Here is an 18,223-nt window from a genome sequence, read left to right on the forward strand (position 1 = left end):
GAGGAACGATGACTGATGGGCCGAACTACACGATGCTGATCCAGTGGCCCGACGACGATCAGGCGTTCCTCGTGACTCTCCCTGCATGGGAAGAGCGGGTCTTCGGCCCGGTCACCCACGGCGACACCTATGAGGCGGCGGCCCGGAATGGTCTGGCGGTGATCGAGCTGCTGATCGAGTCGGCGATCCAGCATGGCGAGCCGCTGCCGCGTCCGCGTTACTACGGCCGCATGACTGCCTGATCGGCTTACGTCACCCCCGCCTCGCGCTCGCGTTCCGCCGTCCAGGCGAGGATGCGGGCGCGCTTTTCGGGCGTGAGGCGCTGGGCGAGGTCGTGGAGCATGCCGTGGCCGGCCCAGGCGAGAAAGACCGGCATCTCCACCAGAGGACCGGCCGACTCGACGTACCCGTCGATCAGTCCACGCTCGAACGCGGAAACGACCGGGCCGACATCGACCAGCGCTTCATCGACGCCGAGGCGCAGGATGGCGATCGACCGGGCGAGGTCTGCCCGTGGGTCGCCGGAGCGGGCGTTGGCCCAGTCGAGCACGGCGGTGATGTCGTCGCCGTCGGCCAGCAGGTTGAGCGGATGGTAGTCGAGGTGCAGCAGCCGGGCCGGCCCCGCGGCGGCGACCAGTGCCCGGCCGAGCGCGTCGGGGATGGCGAACCAGTCGAGCCACGAGCGATCGCTGATGGCGTCCGGTGGCTCGACCGCGTGCAGGCGAGCAAGAACCCGACCGGCGGCGACGCCGAGCGGCTCGGCGCGCTCTGGCTCGGCGATAGCCGCCTCAGCGATTGTGCGTCCCGGCCGCCATTCCAGTAGCAGCGCGGGACGGCGCTGCCAGACGCCGGCAGCATGCACCTTCGGGACAGCGATGCCTGCCTCACCCACAGCGCGCATCACCGTGACTTCTCGCGCGCTTGCGGCCTCGTCCCCCGGCCGAAAGACACGCAGGGCAAACGTGTCGACCTCGAGCTCGACGCGGAAGAGCGCGGCATCCTGCCCTCCGAGAACCGGGGTGATGGTCTCGGCTCGGGTGACTCCCAGTGCGGCGAGGATTGCGCCTGGGTCGATGGGGGATGACGTGCCCACTTCCTTTGTAATGGAATCGTCCGGTTTGCTCACGACGCTCGGTGTGCTCCCTCTGCTACAGTGATGCGACATCCGTTGTTTGCTAACTGTCGAGGTGATCGAGCCCATGCTATCAAGACCGGCCTTCCGGCTGCTGCTCGCTGTCGCAACACTGCTGCCGATGCTGATCTCCGCCGTCCCGGCGCGGCCGGCGCTGGCCGCCGAGCCAGCGAACGCGTTCTTCCAGCGCACCTGGGAGCGGACCGACGAGCCCGTCGCGGCGACGGCCGTGTCGCGCACCTGGGTCTGGGGGCCGGAGCCGTTCAGTGGCCCGGCCGGCGAGCCGTACGCCGACGCGCCGGGCGGTGTCCGGTTGGCGCAGTACTTCGACAAGAGCCGGATGGAGATCAACGACCCCAGCCACGACCCGGCCGACATCTGGTTCGTCACCAACGGCTTGCTGGCTCGCGAGCTGATCACTGGCGCGATGCAGACCGGCGACCAGCAGTGGCAGCAGCGTGGGCCGGCCGCGGTCAATATCGCCGGTGATCCGCTGGCGACAACCTCGCCGACCTACGCCAGCTTCGCGGGGTTGCTCGACGCGCCGGCCTCCGCGGCAGGCGAGGCGATCGCGCGGACGATCGCTCGCGACGGCTCGACAAGCTGCTGCGTCGCTGATAGCCACGCCGTCACCGCCGGGCCGCTGGCCGAGCCGACCGGCCACCGCGTCGCCAGCGTCTTCTGGGACTACCTCACCAGCAGTGGCACGATCGTCGAGCGGACGTACAGAACACGCGGAGCGCTCTTCGCCAATCCGTACTATGCGACCGGATACCCGATCGCCGAGGCCGCGTGGGCGTGGGTCCCCGTCGGCGGGGTCGAGCAGTGGGTGCTGGTCCAGCCGTTCGAGCGCCGGGTGCTGACGTACACGCCGGCCAACCCGGCCGGCTGGCAGGTCGAGATGGGCAACGTCGGCCGGCACTACTACCAGTGGCGCTACGGCGGCGCATCCCCACAGTCGCCGCCGCGCTGGCAGCTCCCCGCCATGCCCGAATGGGTCCCGGCCGGGCAGGAGATCGACATCCCCGACCTTGACGCGACCTATCGGCTGCACATCAGCGAGGCCAACGTCGACACCGGAGCGGTGACGGCGTTGGCCGAGATCGATATCGCCCGCTTCAACGAGCCGCAGCCCGGCAAGCTGTACCTGCAGGTCGTGCCGGCCGCCTACGGCTACTTCACGCTGGACGCGCTGCGCGTCGCCGGCCAGCCGGTCGACCCGGAGTGGATCGACGGTGGCTTCATCCTCGGCGTGCCGCTGCCGGCCGGGCTGGCGACGCCGTTCACCGTTGCCGTTGACTTCCGACTCTCGGTCGGCATGGAGGCGAGTGGCTGGGGCGGGACCTCGCTGGATAGCGGCGTGCTGCGCCTCGGCTACTGGTTCCCGATCATCTCCGACCGGCATGTCTTCTCCGACACGCTCGACCCCTCGCAGTCGCGGGCTGCCAACTACCAGGTGACGGTGGACGCAGCCTCCGATGTCATCGTCGCCCATACCGGCGTCGAGACGGGACAGTCGAGCCTGGGTGGCGGTCGCGTGCGTCACGAGATGGCGGCGACGGATGTCCGCGATTTCGCGCTTGTTCTCTCCCGGCGGTTCGCAGTCCAGTCGACCACGCTCTCGGACGGCACGACGGCGCTGTACTACAGCCACCCCGCCAGCCCGGGCGGCGCAGCCTCGGCGGCGTTCGCGGCGGCTGAGGAGACGGTGTCGGCGATGTCGGGTCTGCTGGGGCCATACCCGTACCCGACGCTGAGCATCGTCGACGTTGGGCCACGGATGCCGGGCGGAGCTGGAGTTTCCCGGGCTGATCTACATCAACGGCGCGTATGCCCCATTCGACCGGCTGATCGTTCACGAGGTCGCCCACCAGTGGCTCTATGCAGTGATCGGGAACCGGACGCTGGTCGATGGCTGGATCGACGAGGGGGGCGCCGAGTTCTTCGAACGCGGCGTGCCGACCGGGTTCACCGAGGTGCCGTCGCCGCCGGCCGAGGGGTATCAGTTCTGGCTCGACGCCGACGCGATCGAGCTGCGGGCTGCGCAGGGCCGGCAGTGGTACTACTCGATCTACGAGCAGGGCGCGCGCTTCTATTACCAGATGGCCTGGCAGATGGGCTGGGACGCCTTCTGGGACGCCTGGCGTGATGTCTACCGGCGCTATTCATTCGGGATCGTGACGCCGGTCGAGATGCTGTCGGTCTTCCAGTCGCATAGCCCGGTCGACCTGCGCCCGCTCTACGCCGAGTACTTCCGCTACCCGTGGATCCGGGATCTGCTGCCGAACCCATGACGCGGGCTAGAGCGTGTCGGCAAGGTGGATGGCACCGAGGCGGCGCTCGGGAGCAGGTAAGCGATACCGTTCGACAACGGGAACGGAGCGTCCCGACTCGACATATTCACGTGGTTGCGGTATACTGACGGTCTCTTTTGACACTGGGAGGAACGGCTATGACCGTGTACCCGGAGTTCACCTTGGCGGCCGTGCAGGCGGCGCCCGTCCTCTTCGACCGCGAGGCGTCGACCGAGAAGGCCTGCCGGCTGATCGCTGAGGCGGGACGGGCCGGCGCGTCGCTCGCCGCTTTCGGGGAGTGCTGGCTGCCAGGATACCCCGTGTTCGTATGGGAGAGCAATCCCTCGGTGCTCTGGTGGAAGGCGGCCGCTGAGTACCTCGCAAACGCTGTGGAGATTCCGAGCCCGACCACCGACCGGCTCTGCCAGGCCGCCCGTCGCGCTGGCATCGACGTGGTGATTGGCGTCCTGGAGCTCGACCCGATCACCAGGGGAACCGCCTACTGCACACTGCTCTTCATCGGGCGCGAGGGGGTGATCGTGGGCCGCCACCGCAAGCTCAAGCCGACGGGCATGGAGCGGGCGGTCTGGGGCGAGGGGGACGCGTCGGGCCTGATGGTCCACGAGCGACCGTACGGCCGAATAAGCGGGTTGAACTGTTGGGAACACAACATCCTCCTCCCCGGCTATGCGTTGATGGCACAGGGAACCCAGATTCATGTCGCGGCCTGGCCGGGCATGGAGATCAATCCGGCCCCGCAGTCGCCTGACTCGATGTGGGCACGCCAGCTCCTCCTGTCGCGGGCATTCGCCTCCCAGGCGGGCGCCTACGTTATCCTCTCTGCCGGCCTGCTGAGGAGCGAAGACATCCCCGAGCGGTACCATGAGCTGATTGGGTCGTGGGCCCTTACCGGCGACAGCCTGCATCATCGACCCGCGCGGCGAGGTGATCGCCGGCCCCGCCGAGGGTGAGACCATCCTGACGGCGCGGGTCACGCTGGAGGCCGTTTACGCCGCGAAAGTCGCCTGCGACGTCGGCGGCCACTACTCCCGCCCGGACGTCTTCCAGTTGCTGGTCAACCGTCAGCCGCTGGAGCGAATGGTGGAGACCGGAGGCACGGCGGCGACGGGTGCCGGACTCGACGGGCGCGCGGTCGGCGCGCCGATCGCCGCCCTACCAGACGGTAACCTCCGAAAGGGAGCAACAAGCGGCGCCGTGACGCACAGCGGTCTCGGCCCGACTGACGATACCGGCAATCCGTAGGCAGAACAAGCAGAGCGGGATTGCGGCGAACTTCACCATCGCCCGGTAGTCGGCGACTCACTTCTCGTAGCGCGTAGCTACCCGCTGGAACCATTTGAGCCGATTGATCAGGCGTTCGACAACGTTGCGCTCGCAGTACGCATCGCGGTCGAAGCTCGGTAGCGGTTCCCGGCCCGCCGGACCGCCCCGTGCTCCATCAGAGTGGGAAGCGCCGTCTGCTCATGACACTCGCTGCCAGTCAGCACCTCGATCAATGCGTTGCCGCCGCGCTCGGTTCGCAGGTGGAACTTGGTCGAGAGGCTTCCCCGGCGGCGTGCTGGTGCGCTCGGATGACCGTACTGTCCACGAAGTGCAGGGTCCATTTCACGATTTCGTCGGCGTCCGTCAGGCGCTGCAACGCAGCCAACACGCAGTCCCCAATCCTTGCCTGCTGCCAGCGTCGGAACCGGATGTAGACGGTGCGCTAGGAGCCGAAGCGCTCAGGCAGGTCGCGCTAGGGGCGCCGGTGCGCAGGACCTGGAGCATGTCTTCCAAGACGACCCGGCGGTCATTTGTTGGCCCGTGCGGGGCTTTTTCAGCGGCGATCTGGCACCAGGTTGGTGAACTGCTGGCCGGCCCGTTGGTGCTTCTCCAAACGCCAGAAGATATCTCGTCCCTCAATTTGCCGACACGCCCTGGTCGAATAGCTGGACCCACGTGCGCAGGCAGTCGCGGTCACTCCCCTGGGTCTGGCTGGGGTCGGGGAACGACCAGTGGATGCGGCCTGGCGCGCCGGGGAAGATGGGACAGGTCTCGTTGGCCGCGTCGCAGACGGGTGAACTCATTGAAGGCGGCAATCTCGACCGTGCAGACGCCCGAGAGCTGCTCCTCCGCGGCGCGGATCTCCTCGTCGCTGGCGACGCCGCGCTCGCGGTAGGTCTCGACGGTCTGGTGCGGGTCGACGTTGAGTAGCAGGTTCGGGGCGTCGGCGACCGGGGTCGGCGCGCCGTCGACGGCCACCTGGAAGACGTCGTCGAGATTCGAGGTCGGGTCGGTACTGACCAGCACCACGTGACGGCCCAGGTCGGCCAGCGCGACCGCGACGGTGCTGGTAATGGTCGTCTTCCCGACGCCGTCCTTGCCGGTGAAGAAGAGGAACGGCGTATCCCAGCTGGTCCAGTCCAGCGCAGGGATACCCGGCAGGACGTCGGCCGTGGGTTGCGTGGCGGCCGTCATGGCTGTCTTGTTCTTCGGAGCGAGCGCGTCCCGCGTCGGGCGCGTGCGGTCGTCATCGACCCGTTATTGCCCATTCATTGGCGGGCCGCAGGCCGGATCCCGGTCGGCGAGGCGGTCGGGGGAGAAGAACGCGGAGAGCATCGCCGCCATGTCTGCCAGAGCAGCGCGATCCACCGAGTAGTAGATCCAGCGAGCGTCATTCGTGTCGCGCCGGGCGACGACCAGACCGCTTCCACGCAATACGCCGAGGTGGTGTGAAATCAAGTTCGGCGCAAGGCCGAGCAACCCACCCATCTCGCAGTTGCAGCGCTCACCGCCCAGGAGCAAATCGAAGATGCGCAGACGGGTTGGATCGGCGAGAACCTTCAGCCTGGTGGCGATCTCATCAACCGAAATGACTGTTCCAAGGGTCATTGACAGATGCCACCTCTCGCGTTATTACTTCAATGTCGATTGCATTATAGTCATCGACCGGGCTGGCGGGCAAGGGACAACCAGCCGAGCCCACCGTAATCGAGCCGTAATGAGCGGCGAACAGTACTGGAGGATTTGTTCTGATGCAGTCAGCGGACGTACGTGCGACTGTCAAGAAGCGTTATGGCGAAGTTGCCATGTCGGTGATCGGTGGGAATCGGGCGAGTTGTTGCGGGACGTCCGCGACATCGTGCTGTGCGTCCGACGGTGTCTCGATCGGCTCGCTGCTCGCCAGTGGTGACTATTCAGCCGAAGAGACAATCTCGCTCCCAGGCGACGCCATCCTCGCGTCGCTTGGCTGTGGGAACCCGACCGCGCTCGCCGAGCTCGCGCCGGGACAGGTGGTGCTCGATCTCGGCTCTGGTGGAGGGATCGACGTGCTGCTCTCGGCCCGACGAGTTGGGCCGGAGGGCTTCGTCTACGGGCTGGACATGACCGACGAGATGCTGGAGCTGGCCGAGCGCAACCGCTCCACGGCCGGCGCTGAGAACGTGAAGTTTCTGAAGGGCGAGATCGAAGATATCCCGCTGCCGGATAACAGCATCGACGTTATCATCTCCAACTGTGTGATTAATCTTTCATCCGACAAGCCGCGGGTGCTGCGCGAGGCGTTCCGCGTCCTGCGGCCCGGTGGGCTGTTCGCTGTCTCTGACATCGTTATTCAGGGTGAGCTGCCAGCAGAGATCCGCGCCAACATGGATGCCTGGGTTGGCTGTGTGGCCGGGGCGATGGAGGAGGCCGAGTACGTCGGTAGACTTGTGGCGGCCGGATTTGTCGACGCCAGGATTGAGGTAACCAACGTCCACGACACCGATGATGCGTCTGGCTGCTGTGGCGCGCTGGCCGGTGAGGGTCGGGTCGTTAGCGGCTTCGTCCGGGCCTGGAAGCCAGCCTGAACTGGAAGTGAGTGAGGGGGAATCTGACGACCGGCCTGAGGCACAGATAGGGGGGGCTATGCGATCGCCCCGCCTCTACTACGGCTGGGTGATGGTAGCGGCCCTCTCGCTCACTGAAATCACCTCGTGGGGTGTCCTCTACTACGCGTTCTCCGTCTTCCTGACGCCGATCGGCGCGGAGATGGGCTGGTCGATCGCCGAGATGACCGGCGCGTACTCGCTGGCGCTGCTCGTCTCCGGCGTGACGGCGATTCCGGCCGGCCGCTGGCTCGACCGCCACGGCCCACGCGGGTTGATGACGGCCGGCTTCGATCGCGGCGACGGTGCTCGTCGTTGCCTGGTCGCGGGTCGAGTCGCTGCTCGGCTTCTACCTCGTCTGGGCCGGGATCGGGCTGGTGATGGCGGCGGTACTGTATGAGCCGGCCTTCGTCGTCGTCGCGACCTGGTTCCGACGCTATCGGGCCCGCGCGCTGACACTGCTCACGTTTGTCGCGGGTCTGGCCAGCGTCATCTACATCCCCCTCAGCGACCGGCTGGTCGGCAGTTACGGCTGGCGCGATGCATTGCTCGTCCTCGCCGTCATCCTCGCGGTCGGAACGATCCCACTCCACGCACTGGTCCTGCGGCGGAGTCCGGAGGCAATCGGGCTGACGCCGGACGGCGAGCCCTCGGCGATCGACGGTGTAGGAGGGGTAGTTGCCGAGCCGCGCGTGACCCCGCGTGAGGCATTGCGCAGTCCTGCCTTCTGGTGGCTGATCGCGGCGTTCATTCTGGCGATGCTGGCGACGATGACGATGACCGTCCACCTGATCCCCTATCTGATCGGCCGGGGGTTTAGCTCGGGCTTCGCTGCTTCGGCGGCCGGCGCGATCGGGTTGCTGGCGCTGCCGGGCCGTTTGATCTTCACCCCGTTGGGCGGGCGTATCCAGCGGCGGGTAGTCACCGCAGCGATCTTCGTGGTCCAGACTCTGTCGCTGATCGCGCTCCTGTTCGTGCCGGGGGTGTGGGGCGTCGTCTTGTTTGTTGTCCTGTTCGGGGCCGGCTTCGGCGCGATCACTCCGGCGCGCGCGGCGCTGGTCTCGGATCTGTTCGGCGCGTCGAGCTACGGGTCGATCAACGGCGTCGTCGCGCTCTGCGTTACTGCCGCGCGGGCGATCGCGCCGGTCGGAGCGGGACTGCTGCTGGCTGCAGCCGGCTCGTATACGCCGGTCATCTGGATCGCCACCGCGCTCTCGGCGCTGGCCGCGGTCGCCGCGCTCCGAGCGCGTTGAGGCAACTACTCGATGAGGGGAACGACGTTTCGTTCCAGCCACGTCGCGATCATCTGGACTCACCTCGCTGACGTTGTATCCCTCAGCACCTGGCCGATCGTGTAGCGGGAGATCCCCGCCAGCGTCGGGTTCGAGTCCCAGTAGTAGGGCAGGGCGATCAGCGCGGTCGAGAGCGCCCAGCCTTGGCCGCGCGCCCAGGTGGCGTCGTCGACCGCCAGCGTGGCGCGAAACGTCTCGCGTGGGCCGGCCGGGAGGAGATTCCAGGCGACGATCAGATCGACCGCCGGATCGCCAACCCCGAGGCAGCCGAAGTCGATTACGGCGCTGAGCTGACCATCGGCCACCAGCAAGTTGCCCGATTGCAGGTCGCCGTGGACCCAGACAGGTGGCCCATCCCATGCGGGCGCGTCGAGCGCCACCTGCCATGCCGCCGTCGCTGCGTCGCCGTCGATCCGGTCGCCCAGCTCTGCGATCGCTGCGCGCGTCTCGCGATCGCGTGCGGCCAGCGGCACGCCCCGCGACGAGTTGTCGCCGCCCGACCTGGGGCCGTCGCTGGCGTCAATCGCGTGTAGAGCGGTGACGAATCCGGCGAGGTCGACAGCGAAGCGGTGGGGGGCGACGATCCGGTCCAACGTGGCGTTCTCGCCAGCGAGCCAGGGGGCGATCGACCAGCGCCATGGGTAACCCGCGGCTGGCTCTCCGATCGCGAGTGGTGCGGGTATGGGCAGCGGGAGATGCCGCGCGAGTGCTGGCAGCCAACGGCGCTCCCTCTCCGGCTGCGAAGCGGCCCAGCCGATACGTGGCAGGCGCGCGACCAGGTCGTCGCCGAGGCGGTAGAGCGCGTTGTCCGTCCCGGTCGACGTCACCGGCTCGACCGGCAGGCCGGCCCAGGCGGGAAACTGCGACGCGACGAGCCGCGCCACGAGCGCGGCGTCGGTCGGCGTCTCGTCTGGATGCATCGTGCCGGACATGAATCTCCTCTGAAATGAAGCGAGCGCCCCTCCGAAGCGAGGAGGGAGCGCCCGAATAAACGTATCGTGTATTGTGCGATCTAGTCGGCTGTGACCAGCCCGACCTTCACTGCCGCCGCAAGCGCCTGATCGAAGTCGCGGATGAGGTCCTGCGGATCCTCGATGCCGATCGACAGCCGAACCAGCTTGTCGGTCAGACCCATCCGCTCCTGCTCCTCCTTCGGCACGCTGGCGTGCGTCATCGTCGCCGGATGCTCGGCCAGCGACTCGGTGCCGCCGAGGCTGACCGCGAGGTGGCAGAGCTTCAGCGAGTTGAGGAAGGCGAACGCCTCGGCCTCGCCGCCGCGGACGTCGAACGAGACCATCGACCCCGGCCCGAGGCACTGGCGCTGGTAGACCTCGTACTGCGGGTCGGCCTCGTCGATGTGTCCGAGATAGTAGACCGTCTCGACGGCCGGGTGGTCGCGCAGAAAGTCGGCGACGATCTTCGCATTCTCGTTCTGCTGGACCATGCGGATCTTCAGCGTCTCGAGGCTGCGAAGGATCAGCCAACTATCGAACGGGGCGAGCATCGAGCCGAAGATCGTGCGCAGTCCCTTGATCGGGGCCATGAGCTCCTTGGAGCCGAGGCAGGCGCCGGCGATCAGGTCGCTGTGGCCGCCGATGTACTTCGTCGCCGAGTAGAGCACCAGATCCGCGCCGTGCTCCAGCGGATGCTGCCAGACCGGGCCGAGGAACGTGTTGTCCACGGCAACGAGCACGCGGCGCTCGGCAGTCGAGAGCGAGCGGGCGACGGCTGCGCAGTGGGCGATGTCGACCAGCGCGTTGGTCGGGTTGGCCGGCGTCTCGCAGTAGATCATGCCGACCGAACCGGGCTCCAGCCCGGCCGCCGCCTGTTCGAGCGACTCGTGGCCCCCGCCAGCGTTGAACTCGATCGACCGGATACCGAACTGGGGCAGGATCGCGCGGACCAGGTAGTCGGTGCCGCCGTAGACCGGACCGGAGTACAGTAGCGTGTCTCCGGGGCGCAGGTAGGTGATGATCGCCGTCGTGATTGCGGCCATGCCGCTGGCGAACACGGCGCAGTCTTCCGCGCCATCCCAGATCGTCAGACGATCCTCGACGATCTCCAGGTCGGGATTGTTGGCCCGACTGTAGATCAACCCGATCTCCTCGCCGGCCTGTGCCTCACGCAAGCCTGCGCCGACCTCGAAGAACGCCTTGCCATGCTCGGCCGACTTGAACACGAAGGTCGACGTCTGAAAGATCGGCGGCTTAAGCGAGCCTTCCGACCACTCCGGTCGGTATCCGTAGCTCATCATCAGGCTCTCGGGGCGCAGCTCATGCCCGCCGATGTGGGTCTGCGCCTCCCATTCGCGCTTCTCCATCGCGACCTCTCCTGTCTTCGTCGACTTGCGCAACGCGCCGTTACGGTGTCTGCCGCAATCATACCCTGCGGTATGCGCTAGCGACCTGCTCGCATAATCCGCTCCGCGCGCTGGTCCGCCTTGCGTTCGTTGACGACGAGGATCGCGTGGATCACCCCCGGCACCCAGAAGGCGAGGGTCAGGAAGAAGTTCAGGATTGCCTGGCCAGGCTTTCCCGCGAGCAGCACTGCCAACGGCGGCAGGATGATGGCGATCAGATAGAGCATAGTGGGTCATCCCTTCATTACAAGACAAGGCGGCGAATGAGTTCGACTGCCCACGATAGATGATAGCGGAGTTGGTGAGGACTAGCGTTGAGACTCTGCGCACGGAGCTGGTTAATCTACATCTAGATGACCGACACGTAGGCTTGAGAATAACCCTTGTGGTGGGCTTCCATGCGCGCCGTGGCAGTGCTACAATAGTTGTGTCATACCGAGAAACGAGCTGTTACTAAGCGGGCCACCCGAACGGGGAGGGGAACGCACGATGTGGATTCCGAACGTAGGCGATATGGTGCTGATCGATTCGTCGGAGGACAAGTATCGCGTCTTCCACTGTATCCGTGACAACGGATACATCCGGCTCGGTGTGATTGAGGCCAAGGCCAGCCTAGCACATGATTACGTCTTTGAGCTTGACGAATTTCAGATACGCGTTCAACCAGCGCCCGCTCTCGCAGACCTGTTGCTAGATCCTGCGACGCGTCTCGATGCCGAGAGATTCCGGCTGGCGATTGAAGCGCTCCGGCTACGTTACGCTCACCTAATCGATCCGTTCCATGCGATCAACATAGCCCAGATTGATCTTCTACCCCACCAGGCCGACGCTGTGTACCGGCACATTCTCCCTCAGCCGCGGATCAGGTTCTTGCTCGCCGACGACCCCGGACTGGGAAAGACGATTATGGCTGGACTCGTGCTCAAAGAGCTAAAGGCCCGCGGCGCTGTCGAGCGGATACTAATCGTAGTGCCCGCCCACCTTCGTGACCAATGGAAACGAGAGATGTCGGATTGGTTCGACGAGGATTTCCTGATCTTTGACAGTCAAACACAGGCAAAAGCAAAGAACTTTTTGAACCTAAATAAGCAAATCATCACATCCTTGGATTTCGCAAAGCGAGAGCCAAATAAGAGCACCCTGATGGCATCCGAGGATATGTGGGATATTGTTGTATTCGATGAAGCTCACAAACTTTCGGCAAAATTCCTCGGCAACAAGTACCAATCAACAAAACGATACGAGCTCGCACGCGAAATTCTCGGAATCACGAACCACGCACTGTTTCTGACAGCGACGCCACACAATGGCAATGACACAGAGTACTGGCTTCGACTTAACCTGTTGGAGCCCAGCATGTTTGCTAACGAGAATCAGATGAGTGCTGCGGCGGCATACGGAGACGGTATTCCCTTTGTTCTTCGTCGATCCAAAGATCAGGTCACGGATATACAGGGTCAGCGCCTTTTCAAGGCGCGAACGGTTGAGACGCTTGAACTGACCATGTCCCCTCCGGAGCACATGGTCTATGAGGCGGTGACCGATTACGTCCACTATTGGTACCCGTCATCCGACAATCTCGATAGCGGCGCGGAGAAGATCCGTAAGTTCAACATTGCGCTAGCACTGACGGTCCTTCAACGGCGGGTAACGTCGGGTATGGCTGCGATTCGCCTCTCACTCGAGCGCCGGCGTCGGAAACTCGCTGCACTACTTATCGAATGGGAGAAGCACAAGACTCAGCAGGAAGTTCTTCTCAAGGCGATGACATCCGAAGACCTCTCAGAGTTGGATGATCGACTCTTAGCGGAGTGGGATGAGCTGCAGGAAACCATCGAGGCTACGACTGCGGCTGAAGACACGGAAGAGCTTAAGGAAGAGATAGCCGAGCTCAAAAACCTGATTGGCGTCATTGGCAAGCTTGAGCACGATGGGAACGAGCCAAAGCTCGCTGAGTTGAGGCGGGTGATCAGCGGATACCTACAGGGTCACCCTGAGGAGAAGCTGCTCATCTTCAGCGAGTTCAAGGATACGGTGCTGGCGCTCAAGAGCCATCTGGAAGGGCTCGGTATGAAGGTCGCCGTGATCCACGGTGGCATGAAAATGATGGATCGGAGGAAACAGGAACAGTACTTCCGTGATGCAGCACAGATCATGGTGGCGACTGATGCTGCCGCAGAGGGCATTAATCTTCAATTCTGCAGACTGATGGTCAATTACGATCTGCCTTGGAATCCCAATCGACTCGAACAGCGAATGGGCCGTATCCATCGGTACGGGCAAGATCGGGACTGCTTCATCTGGAATCTCCTCTATCAGGACACCCGAGAGGGGCGGATTCTCAGCCGGCTTCTCTCGAAGATCGAATCGATGAAAGCGCGCCCTGAGCTTGGCGAGACGATCTACGATGTCGTGAGTTCTGTTCTCTCAGGGGTGTCCCTTGAGCAGTTGATCATGGAAGCGATTCTCACCGGGGATATGACAAAGGTCGATGATGTCATCGATGTACAACTTGAGCAGCGAGTCAACGAGTTCATTGCACTACTCGAAGAGAACGCATTGGCCGCGAACTATATCAACCTATCGGAAGTACAGGCGCTCCATGAGTGTTCTGAGCGACAGCAGATCATCAGGGATCTACACCTGTTTGTCGATCGCGTCACGAACTGGATGGGTGGTGGCCTTCCGAAGGACGGACGCGATGGCGTTTACGTCCTCGGGATTCCGACAGGAAAGCAGGCTCAGTTCAATGGTACCGGGTTTGAGCAGGCCATGAAAGTAGCGTTTGATCGCGGTACTGCAAGGCTTCATAAGGATGTGACCTACCTAACTATCGGTCAGCCAATTCTAAATCGTATGATCGATGGGTTTGCGCTCGACGATTGGCAGCCTCGTGTGTCTGTGCTCCAAGACCCCGATGGGCTGAGCGGCATGGTATGCCTTTATCGAATGACTGTGCAGGACGGTCACGGTCGGACCGCGGACGAGCAGTTGGTCGCCGCCTTTGCTGAGGCAACGGAGAAGGTTGACTTGATCGACATTCGGAAAGTCCGCGACCTGCGTGCGGTCGGACCGGATCGCGACAGTGAGCTTGTTATGAAGATTGAGAAGCTGGAGACGCTGGCACAGACATGTGCGATGTCAAAGCTCAAGGACATCCGCGCTGGTATCGAGGCGCGCCGCTCCCAAGAAGCCGATCTCAAGCGCAAGTGGCTTGAGCGCTCGTATGCCGCAACAATCAAGTACCTTGAGAACCGACTGTTCGAACTGCGCTTGCGACAACAGCAAGGCGAACGAAATCTTGGCGGTGCTATCACAAACGCCGAGAACCGCTTGTCGAATGTCCGGCGTCAACAAGAGGCAAGGCTCGAGCTTTTGGCGAAGGACGTCACCTTGACGTCCCTAGCTCCGAAACTCGAAGCGTTGGCGCTGGTGATTGGCAACGATGGAGCTGGTTGATCTTCGGTCGCCTCCGGCTTGACGCCCCGCCGGCCCGCCGTGTACAGTACCAACGTGCAACCGCCCGGTTGCGTTGTGTGAGGGTGTCACGATCACGATGAGCACGCAGCTCAGGAAACCCAGGAGCCCCAGGCGCGGCTGATTGAAAGATCAGCCCATCTGACCTGCCGCGCTTCCTATGGTTTCTGGAGTGACTCGTGACGACATCCGGTTCCCAATCCGTTACACCAAAGATCCATACGCCGTCTCCGGTGACGGTCGCCGTGTTGCGCGCCGTTACGGTGGCGATCCCTCTGCCCTCCCCCAAACCTGGTCGCGTCAGGCGTCGCGCCTGACATCCCGGCGTCCGCCGCTCGCGGCGTGACCTCTGGCGATGTCCGGTCCCGGCGATCCTGACGAGCGAACGCTCGCGCGGGTGGGCGTTTTCCGCATGTCGTCGTTATCCACGATCTGTTGTTATTGAGGATGAGGTGAGTTCGTTGTCAGCGCCCAAGCTCTGGGACAAGGGATATGAAGTCGACCCGCGCATCCAGCGCTTTGAGGTCGGCGACGACCTGACCTGCGACCAGAAGCTGGCCGTCTATGACGCGCTCGGCTCGGTCGCCCACGCCGCCGGCCTGGTCAAGATCGGCCTTCTGCCGGTCGAGACGTTCCACGCCCTGCGCGAGGAGCTGGCGAACATCGTCGCGCTGGCCAGGCAGGGCGAGTTCCAGATGTCGCTGGCCGATGAGGACGTCCACACCAAGGTCGAGAACTGGCTGACTCAGCAGCTCGGCGAGCCGGGCAAGATGATCCACACCGGCCGCTCGCGCAACGACCAGGTCGTCGTCGACCTGCGGCTGTTCACTCGCGAGGCGGTTCTGCCGGTCTACGACGCCATCCTTGACGCCTGCGACGCCCTGCTGGCCATGGCCCAGCAGCACGCGACGACGCCGATGCCGGGCTACACGCACATGCAGCGAGCGATGGTGACCTCGGTCGGGGTCTGGGTCGGCGCCTTCCTTGAGTCGCTGCTCGACGACCTGACGCTGCTCGACGCGGCGGTGGCCTTGTCCGATCAATCGCCGCTGGGCTCGGCTGCGTCGTACGGCGTCGGGCTGCCGCTCGACCGGCAGTACGTCTCCGACCTGCTCGGCTTCGCCAAGGTGCAGAACAACGTCCTCTACTCGCAGCACGGGCGCGGCAAGTTCGAGCTGGCGATCGTTCAGGCGCTCGCCCAGGTGATGCTCGACTTCTCCAAGTTGGCACAGGACATCCTGCTGTTCACGACGAGCGAGTTCGGCTTCTTCGATGTGGATGTCTCGGTGACGACCGGGTCGAGCATCATGCCGCAGAAGAAGAACCTCGACACGATGGAGCTGCTGCGCGGCAAGGTCCACGTCATCGCGGCGATGCAGCAGCAGATGCTGACGATCCTCGGCGGGACGCCGCTGGGCTTCAACGCGGAGTACCAGGACACTAAGCGACCATTCATGGAGGCGCTCGACCTGGTCGAGGCGTCGGCTGTCGTCGCGGCGCTGAACGTCTCGAAGCTGACGCCGAATGAGGAGCGCATGCTGGCGGCCTGCTCGCCGGACCTGTTCGCAACCGATGTCGCCTACGACCTCGTCCAGAAGGGCGTGCCGTTCCGCGACGCCTACCGCCAGGTGGCCGGCATGCTCGACGACCTGGCCGAGTTCGACGCGCATGCTGTGCTGGCGATGCGGACGCACCAGGGGACCAGCGGCGACCTGCGACTGGACGCGTCGGCGGGGAATATCGCCGCCCGGCGGAAACAGGTAGCGGCTCGGCAGGCAGAGCTGGCCGAGATCGAGGCCGGCCTGCTCGACGGCACTGCTGCCGGATTGCCCGGAAAGGCAGGCTGACGATGATCTGGAACGCCGTGGCCTGGCCACTGACCCTGCCGGACCCTGCTGATGGGAAGCTCTTCCCTCTGGCGAGACAGCCTATCAGGCCCTGGCCGGCACGAGCCGGTCATGCAGACAGGGACTCGTAAGGGCGGGAAGACATCCCCGCAGCCAACTCGAATGATATTGCGACAACATCGATCGACACGATCGTAGAAGGACAGATTCAGATGACGACCATGTGCCCGGAGTGCGCCGCTGAGCTTGAGATGACAGACACCATCGTTGGCGAGATCGTCCAGTGCACCGACTGCAGCAGCGAGCTCGAGGTTCTCTCGACCAGCCCGTTCGAGCTCGGCCTCGCGCCGGCCGAAGAGGAAGACTGGGGCGAGTAGGGGACGGCCCTCACAGCTGGCCCTCACCCCGCCCCTCTCCCAACCTTAGGAGAGGGGGAGATTGGTATTGAGATTGACGGAATTGCGATTGGCAACCGACACGCCAGCAATACGACACCCCTCTCCCCGCGGGAGAGGGGCAGGGGGTGAGGTCTCCCCGTGATCCACCTCCTCGCCCCGCGGCTCCGCGTCGAGGAGCGTCTGCTGATGCAGGCGTTCGCCGAGCGTGCGTGTGAATCAGCGCTGCTGGACGCGGCGGCGATGTCGATGTCGTTGACCGGCGAGCCAGGAGCCCTCCCGACTGTCGTGCTCGACCGCAACGTGGCGACCGGCGAGAGGGCGGTGCTGGGGGCGCTGCTGGCGGCGGGTGGTTCGGTCGTTGTGAACCGGACGGCAACGACGCGCATGCTGGCCGATCGGCTGGCGCTGGTTCGCCATCTGGTGATCGCCGGGGTCGCTGTGCCGGAGACGGTCGTCGCCTTCGGCGAAGGGCCGGCGATCGATGCGGCCCGGCAGGTGGGCTACCCGCTGCGGATCATGGCGCCGGTGGTGACGCCGTCACTGCCAGACGCGCTGGCCGGCGACGCCGACTCCGCCGAGGCGATCCTCGAGCACCGCGCGACACTGGCGCACGAGACGAGCGTGCTGCTGCAGTCCGTCCCGGAGGGCCAGTGCTGGCGCGTCGTGGTTGTCGGCGATGCGATCGTCGCGGCGACCGGCGAGACGGCCGATGGACCTGCTCCGACAGGAGATGTTCCGGACGAGATCGCGGCAGTGGTCGAGCGAGTCGTCTCGCGATTGGGGACCGGGGTGTACGCGGTGCATGTTGTCGAGACGAACGGCGGCCCGGTCGTGACCGGCGCGAGCAACCTCGTCGAGTTCCGCGCGCTGCAGCAGGCCGGCTACGATATTGCCGGCCGGATCGCCGACTTCACCATCACGCAGATCGACGGAGGGGCTTCCGCATGACCAGTCTGATGGCCCTGACGGTCGCCGACATCGCGACCGGACTGGTCGGTATCCCCAGTCTCTCGGGTGATGAGGCGGCTGCGGTCGCCTGGTTGTGCAGGCGAATGGCGGCGCTGGGCTACGACGCGTCTGTCGACGGCGCGGGGAACGCAGTCGGGACCATCGGCGCTGGTGAGCGCGAGATCATGCTGCTCGGCCACATCGACACAGTGCCGGGCGATATCCCCGTCCGTGTCGAGGGCGGCATCCTCCACGGGCGCGGGGCGGTTGACGCGAAGGGTCCGCTGGCGACGTTCGTCGCGGCCGGCGCGCGGGCGACGCTGCCAGCGGGGGTGCGGCTGACGGTCGTCGGCGCGGTCGGCGAGGAGACGTTCGGCTCGCCCGGCGCAACCTGGCTGCGCGATCACCACCCGACGCCAGACATGCTGATCATCGGCGAGCCGAGCGGCTGGGATGGGGTCGTCCTCGGCTACAAGGGCTCGCTCGGGCTGACGGCGACGGTGGCCTGCCCCGTCGAGCCATTCGGCCGGGCCGGAGCCGACCGCGCCAGAGCTGGCCTTCGCGTTCTGGCAGCGATTGCAGGACTGGCTGACAAGACATAACGCTGGAG

At 64.9% G+C, this 18,223-nt stretch carries 19 protein-coding genes and 1 pseudogene; 13 read left to right on the forward strand and 7 right to left on the reverse strand.

What is annotated here, in order from left to right; translation table 11 throughout:
• The first annotated feature begins 8 nt into the window (after nucleotides 1-8).
• Nucleotides 9-242, forward strand: a complete 234-nt coding sequence (locus V9F06_02760; protein MEI2616549.1) for a type II toxin-antitoxin system HicB family antitoxin — start codon at nucleotides 9-11, stop codon at nucleotides 240-242.
• A gap of 5 nt (nucleotides 243-247) precedes the next feature.
• On the opposite strand, the gene V9F06_02765 is transcribed toward V9F06_02760, so the two are convergent.
• Nucleotides 248-1,126, reverse strand: coding sequence for an aminoglycoside phosphotransferase family protein (locus tag V9F06_02765; GenBank protein MEI2616550.1), 879 nt, complete (start codon nucleotides 1,124-1,126; stop codon nucleotides 248-250).
• 73 nt (nucleotides 1,127-1,199) lie between these two features.
• Between V9F06_02765 and V9F06_02770 the strand changes: the two genes are divergently transcribed.
• The 4 genes from V9F06_02770 (at nucleotide 1,200) to V9F06_02785 (ending at nucleotide 4,689) form a co-directional block, all read left to right on the forward strand.
• Nucleotides 1,200-3,281 (forward strand): hypothetical protein, encoded by a 2,082-nt coding sequence (locus tag V9F06_02770; protein ID MEI2616551.1) that lies wholly within the window; start codon nucleotides 1,200-1,202, stop codon nucleotides 3,279-3,281.
• Complete coding sequence (locus tag V9F06_02775) at nucleotides 3,247-3,426, forward strand: hypothetical protein (GenBank protein MEI2616552.1); 180 nt, start codon at nucleotides 3,247-3,249, stop codon at nucleotides 3,424-3,426. The genes V9F06_02770 and V9F06_02775 overlap by 35 nt, the downstream gene beginning before the upstream one ends.
• 158 nt (nucleotides 3,427-3,584) lie before the next feature.
• Entirely contained in the window at nucleotides 3,585-4,397 is an 813-nt protein-coding gene (locus V9F06_02780) for a carbon-nitrogen hydrolase family protein (GenBank protein ID MEI2616553.1), read from the forward strand.
• Nucleotides 4,372-4,689, forward strand: a complete 318-nt coding sequence (locus V9F06_02785; GenBank protein MEI2616554.1) for a hypothetical protein — start codon at nucleotides 4,372-4,374, stop codon at nucleotides 4,687-4,689. The genes V9F06_02780 and V9F06_02785 overlap by 26 nt, the downstream gene beginning before the upstream one ends.
• A gap of 60 nt (nucleotides 4,690-4,749) precedes the next feature.
• Here the strand turns inward: V9F06_02785 and V9F06_02790 are convergent.
• From V9F06_02790 to V9F06_02800, 3 genes and pseudogenes are all read right to left on the reverse strand, one after another.
• Nucleotides 4,750-4,884, reverse strand: a pseudogene (locus V9F06_02790) (IS5/IS1182 family transposase).
• 519 nt (nucleotides 4,885-5,403) lie between these two features.
• Entirely contained in the window at nucleotides 5,404-5,904 is a 501-nt protein-coding gene (locus tag V9F06_02795) for an ArsA-related P-loop ATPase (protein ID MEI2616555.1), read from the reverse strand.
• A gap of 63 nt (nucleotides 5,905-5,967) precedes the next feature.
• Nucleotides 5,968-6,318: a metalloregulator ArsR/SmtB family transcription factor gene (locus tag V9F06_02800; protein ID MEI2616556.1), complete on the reverse strand. Its 351-nt coding sequence runs from the start codon at nucleotides 6,316-6,318 to the stop codon at nucleotides 5,968-5,970.
• 143 nt (nucleotides 6,319-6,461) lie between these two features.
• Here V9F06_02800 and arsM point away from each other — a divergent pair, with 143 nt between their 5' ends.
• The 3 genes from arsM to V9F06_02815 are packed head-to-tail and all read left to right on the forward strand — an operon-like array spanning nucleotide 6,462 to nucleotide 8,545.
• Nucleotides 6,462-7,274 carry an arsenite methyltransferase gene (gene arsM, locus V9F06_02805; GenBank protein ID MEI2616557.1) on the forward strand — a complete coding sequence of 271 codons (813 nt, stop codon included), beginning with the start codon at nucleotides 6,462-6,464 and terminating at the stop codon, nucleotides 7,272-7,274.
• A gap of 58 nt (nucleotides 7,275-7,332) precedes the next feature.
• Nucleotides 7,333-7,692, forward strand: coding sequence for a hypothetical protein (locus tag V9F06_02810; protein MEI2616558.1), 360 nt, complete (start codon nucleotides 7,333-7,335; stop codon nucleotides 7,690-7,692).
• Nucleotides 7,598-8,545, forward strand: a complete 948-nt coding sequence (locus V9F06_02815) for an MFS transporter (GenBank protein ID MEI2616559.1) — start codon at nucleotides 7,598-7,600, stop codon at nucleotides 8,543-8,545. Before V9F06_02810 ends, V9F06_02815 begins: the two co-directional genes overlap by 95 nt.
• 59 nt (nucleotides 8,546-8,604) lie before the next feature.
• Here the strand turns inward: V9F06_02815 and V9F06_02820 are convergent, their stop codons facing one another.
• The 3 genes from V9F06_02820 to V9F06_02830 all read right to left on the reverse strand — a co-directional run bounded on the left by V9F06_02820 (nucleotide 8,605) and on the right by V9F06_02830 (nucleotide 11,170).
• Nucleotides 8,605-9,516: an aminoglycoside phosphotransferase family protein gene (locus tag V9F06_02820; protein MEI2616560.1), complete on the reverse strand. Its 912-nt coding sequence runs from the start codon at nucleotides 9,514-9,516 to the stop codon at nucleotides 8,605-8,607.
• Nucleotides 9,517-9,596: 80 nt separating this feature from the next.
• Nucleotides 9,597-10,904 (reverse strand): cystathionine gamma-synthase family protein, encoded by a 1,308-nt coding sequence (locus tag V9F06_02825; protein ID MEI2616561.1) that lies wholly within the window; start codon nucleotides 10,902-10,904, stop codon nucleotides 9,597-9,599.
• 77 nt (nucleotides 10,905-10,981) lie between these two features.
• Nucleotides 10,982-11,170: a YqaE/Pmp3 family membrane protein gene (locus V9F06_02830; GenBank protein MEI2616562.1), complete on the reverse strand. Its 189-nt coding sequence runs from the start codon at nucleotides 11,168-11,170 to the stop codon at nucleotides 10,982-10,984.
• Between the two features lie 262 nt (nucleotides 11,171-11,432).
• Between V9F06_02830 and V9F06_02835 the strand changes: the two genes are divergently transcribed.
• From V9F06_02835 to V9F06_02855, 5 genes are all read left to right on the forward strand, one after another.
• The gene (locus V9F06_02835; GenBank protein ID MEI2616563.1) at nucleotides 11,433-14,402 is read left to right on the forward strand and encodes a helicase-related protein; all 2,970 of its coding nucleotides are present in this window, start codon (nucleotides 11,433-11,435) and stop codon (nucleotides 14,400-14,402) included.
• Between the two features lie 479 nt (nucleotides 14,403-14,881).
• Nucleotides 14,882-16,267, forward strand: coding sequence for an argininosuccinate lyase (gene argH, locus V9F06_02840; protein MEI2616564.1), 1,386 nt, complete (start codon nucleotides 14,882-14,884; stop codon nucleotides 16,265-16,267).
• Nucleotides 16,268-16,479: 212 nt separating this feature from the next.
• A complete protein-coding gene (lysW, locus tag V9F06_02845; GenBank protein ID MEI2616565.1) occupies nucleotides 16,480-16,644 on the forward strand; it encodes a lysine biosynthesis protein LysW in 165 nt (54 codons plus the stop codon).
• Between the two features lie 159 nt (nucleotides 16,645-16,803).
• On the forward strand, nucleotides 16,804-17,613 hold the full coding sequence (locus V9F06_02850; GenBank protein MEI2616566.1) for a hypothetical protein: 810 nt from the start codon (nucleotides 16,804-16,806) through the stop codon (nucleotides 17,611-17,613).
• The gene (locus V9F06_02855) at nucleotides 17,610-18,215 is read left to right on the forward strand and encodes a M20/M25/M40 family metallo-hydrolase (protein ID MEI2616567.1); all 606 of its coding nucleotides are present in this window, start codon (nucleotides 17,610-17,612) and stop codon (nucleotides 18,213-18,215) included. The genes V9F06_02850 and V9F06_02855 overlap by 4 nt, the downstream gene beginning before the upstream one ends.
• Nucleotides 18,216-18,223 lie beyond the last annotated feature (8 nt).

The organism is Thermomicrobiales bacterium, assembly GCA_037045155.1.
Taxonomy (GTDB): Bacteria; Chloroflexota; Chloroflexia; order Thermomicrobiales; family CFX8; genus JAMLIA01.

What these genes read in the sequence shown, in the direction of transcription:
- V9F06_02760 (MEI2616549.1), top strand. Translation starts at nt 9, where the DNA reads ATGACTGATGGGCCGAACTACACGATGCTGATCCAGTGGCCCGACGAC.
- V9F06_02770 (MEI2616551.1), top strand. Translation starts at nt 1,200, where the DNA reads ATGCTATCAAGACCGGCCTTCCGGCTGCTGCTCGCTGTCGCAACACTG.
- V9F06_02775 (MEI2616552.1), top strand. Translation starts at nt 3,247, where the DNA reads ATGGGCTGGGACGCCTTCTGGGACGCCTGGCGTGATGTCTACCGGCGC.
- V9F06_02780 (MEI2616553.1), top strand. Translation starts at nt 3,585, where the DNA reads ATGACCGTGTACCCGGAGTTCACCTTGGCGGCCGTGCAGGCGGCGCCC.
- V9F06_02795 (MEI2616555.1), bottom strand. Translation starts at nt 5,904, where the DNA reads ATGACGGCCGCCACGCAACCCACGGCCGACGTCCTGCCGGGTATCCCT.
- V9F06_02800 (MEI2616556.1), bottom strand. Translation starts at nt 6,318, where the DNA reads ATGACCCTTGGAACAGTCATTTCGGTTGATGAGATCGCCACCAGGCTG.
- arsM (MEI2616557.1), top strand. Translation starts at nt 6,462, where the DNA reads ATGCAGTCAGCGGACGTACGTGCGACTGTCAAGAAGCGTTATGGCGAA.
- V9F06_02810 (MEI2616558.1), top strand. Translation starts at nt 7,333, where the DNA reads ATGCGATCGCCCCGCCTCTACTACGGCTGGGTGATGGTAGCGGCCCTC.
- V9F06_02820 (MEI2616560.1), bottom strand. Translation starts at nt 9,516, where the DNA reads ATGTCCGGCACGATGCATCCAGACGAGACGCCGACCGACGCCGCGCTC.
- V9F06_02825 (MEI2616561.1), bottom strand. Translation starts at nt 10,904, where the DNA reads ATGGAGAAGCGCGAATGGGAGGCGCAGACCCACATCGGCGGGCATGAG.
- V9F06_02830 (MEI2616562.1), bottom strand. Translation starts at nt 11,170, where the DNA reads ATGCTCTATCTGATCGCCATCATCCTGCCGCCGTTGGCAGTGCTGCTC.
- V9F06_02835 (MEI2616563.1), top strand. Translation starts at nt 11,433, where the DNA reads ATGTGGATTCCGAACGTAGGCGATATGGTGCTGATCGATTCGTCGGAG.
- lysW (MEI2616565.1), top strand. Translation starts at nt 16,480, where the DNA reads ATGACGACCATGTGCCCGGAGTGCGCCGCTGAGCTTGAGATGACAGAC.
- V9F06_02855 (MEI2616567.1), top strand. Translation starts at nt 17,610, where the DNA reads ATGACCAGTCTGATGGCCCTGACGGTCGCCGACATCGCGACCGGACTG.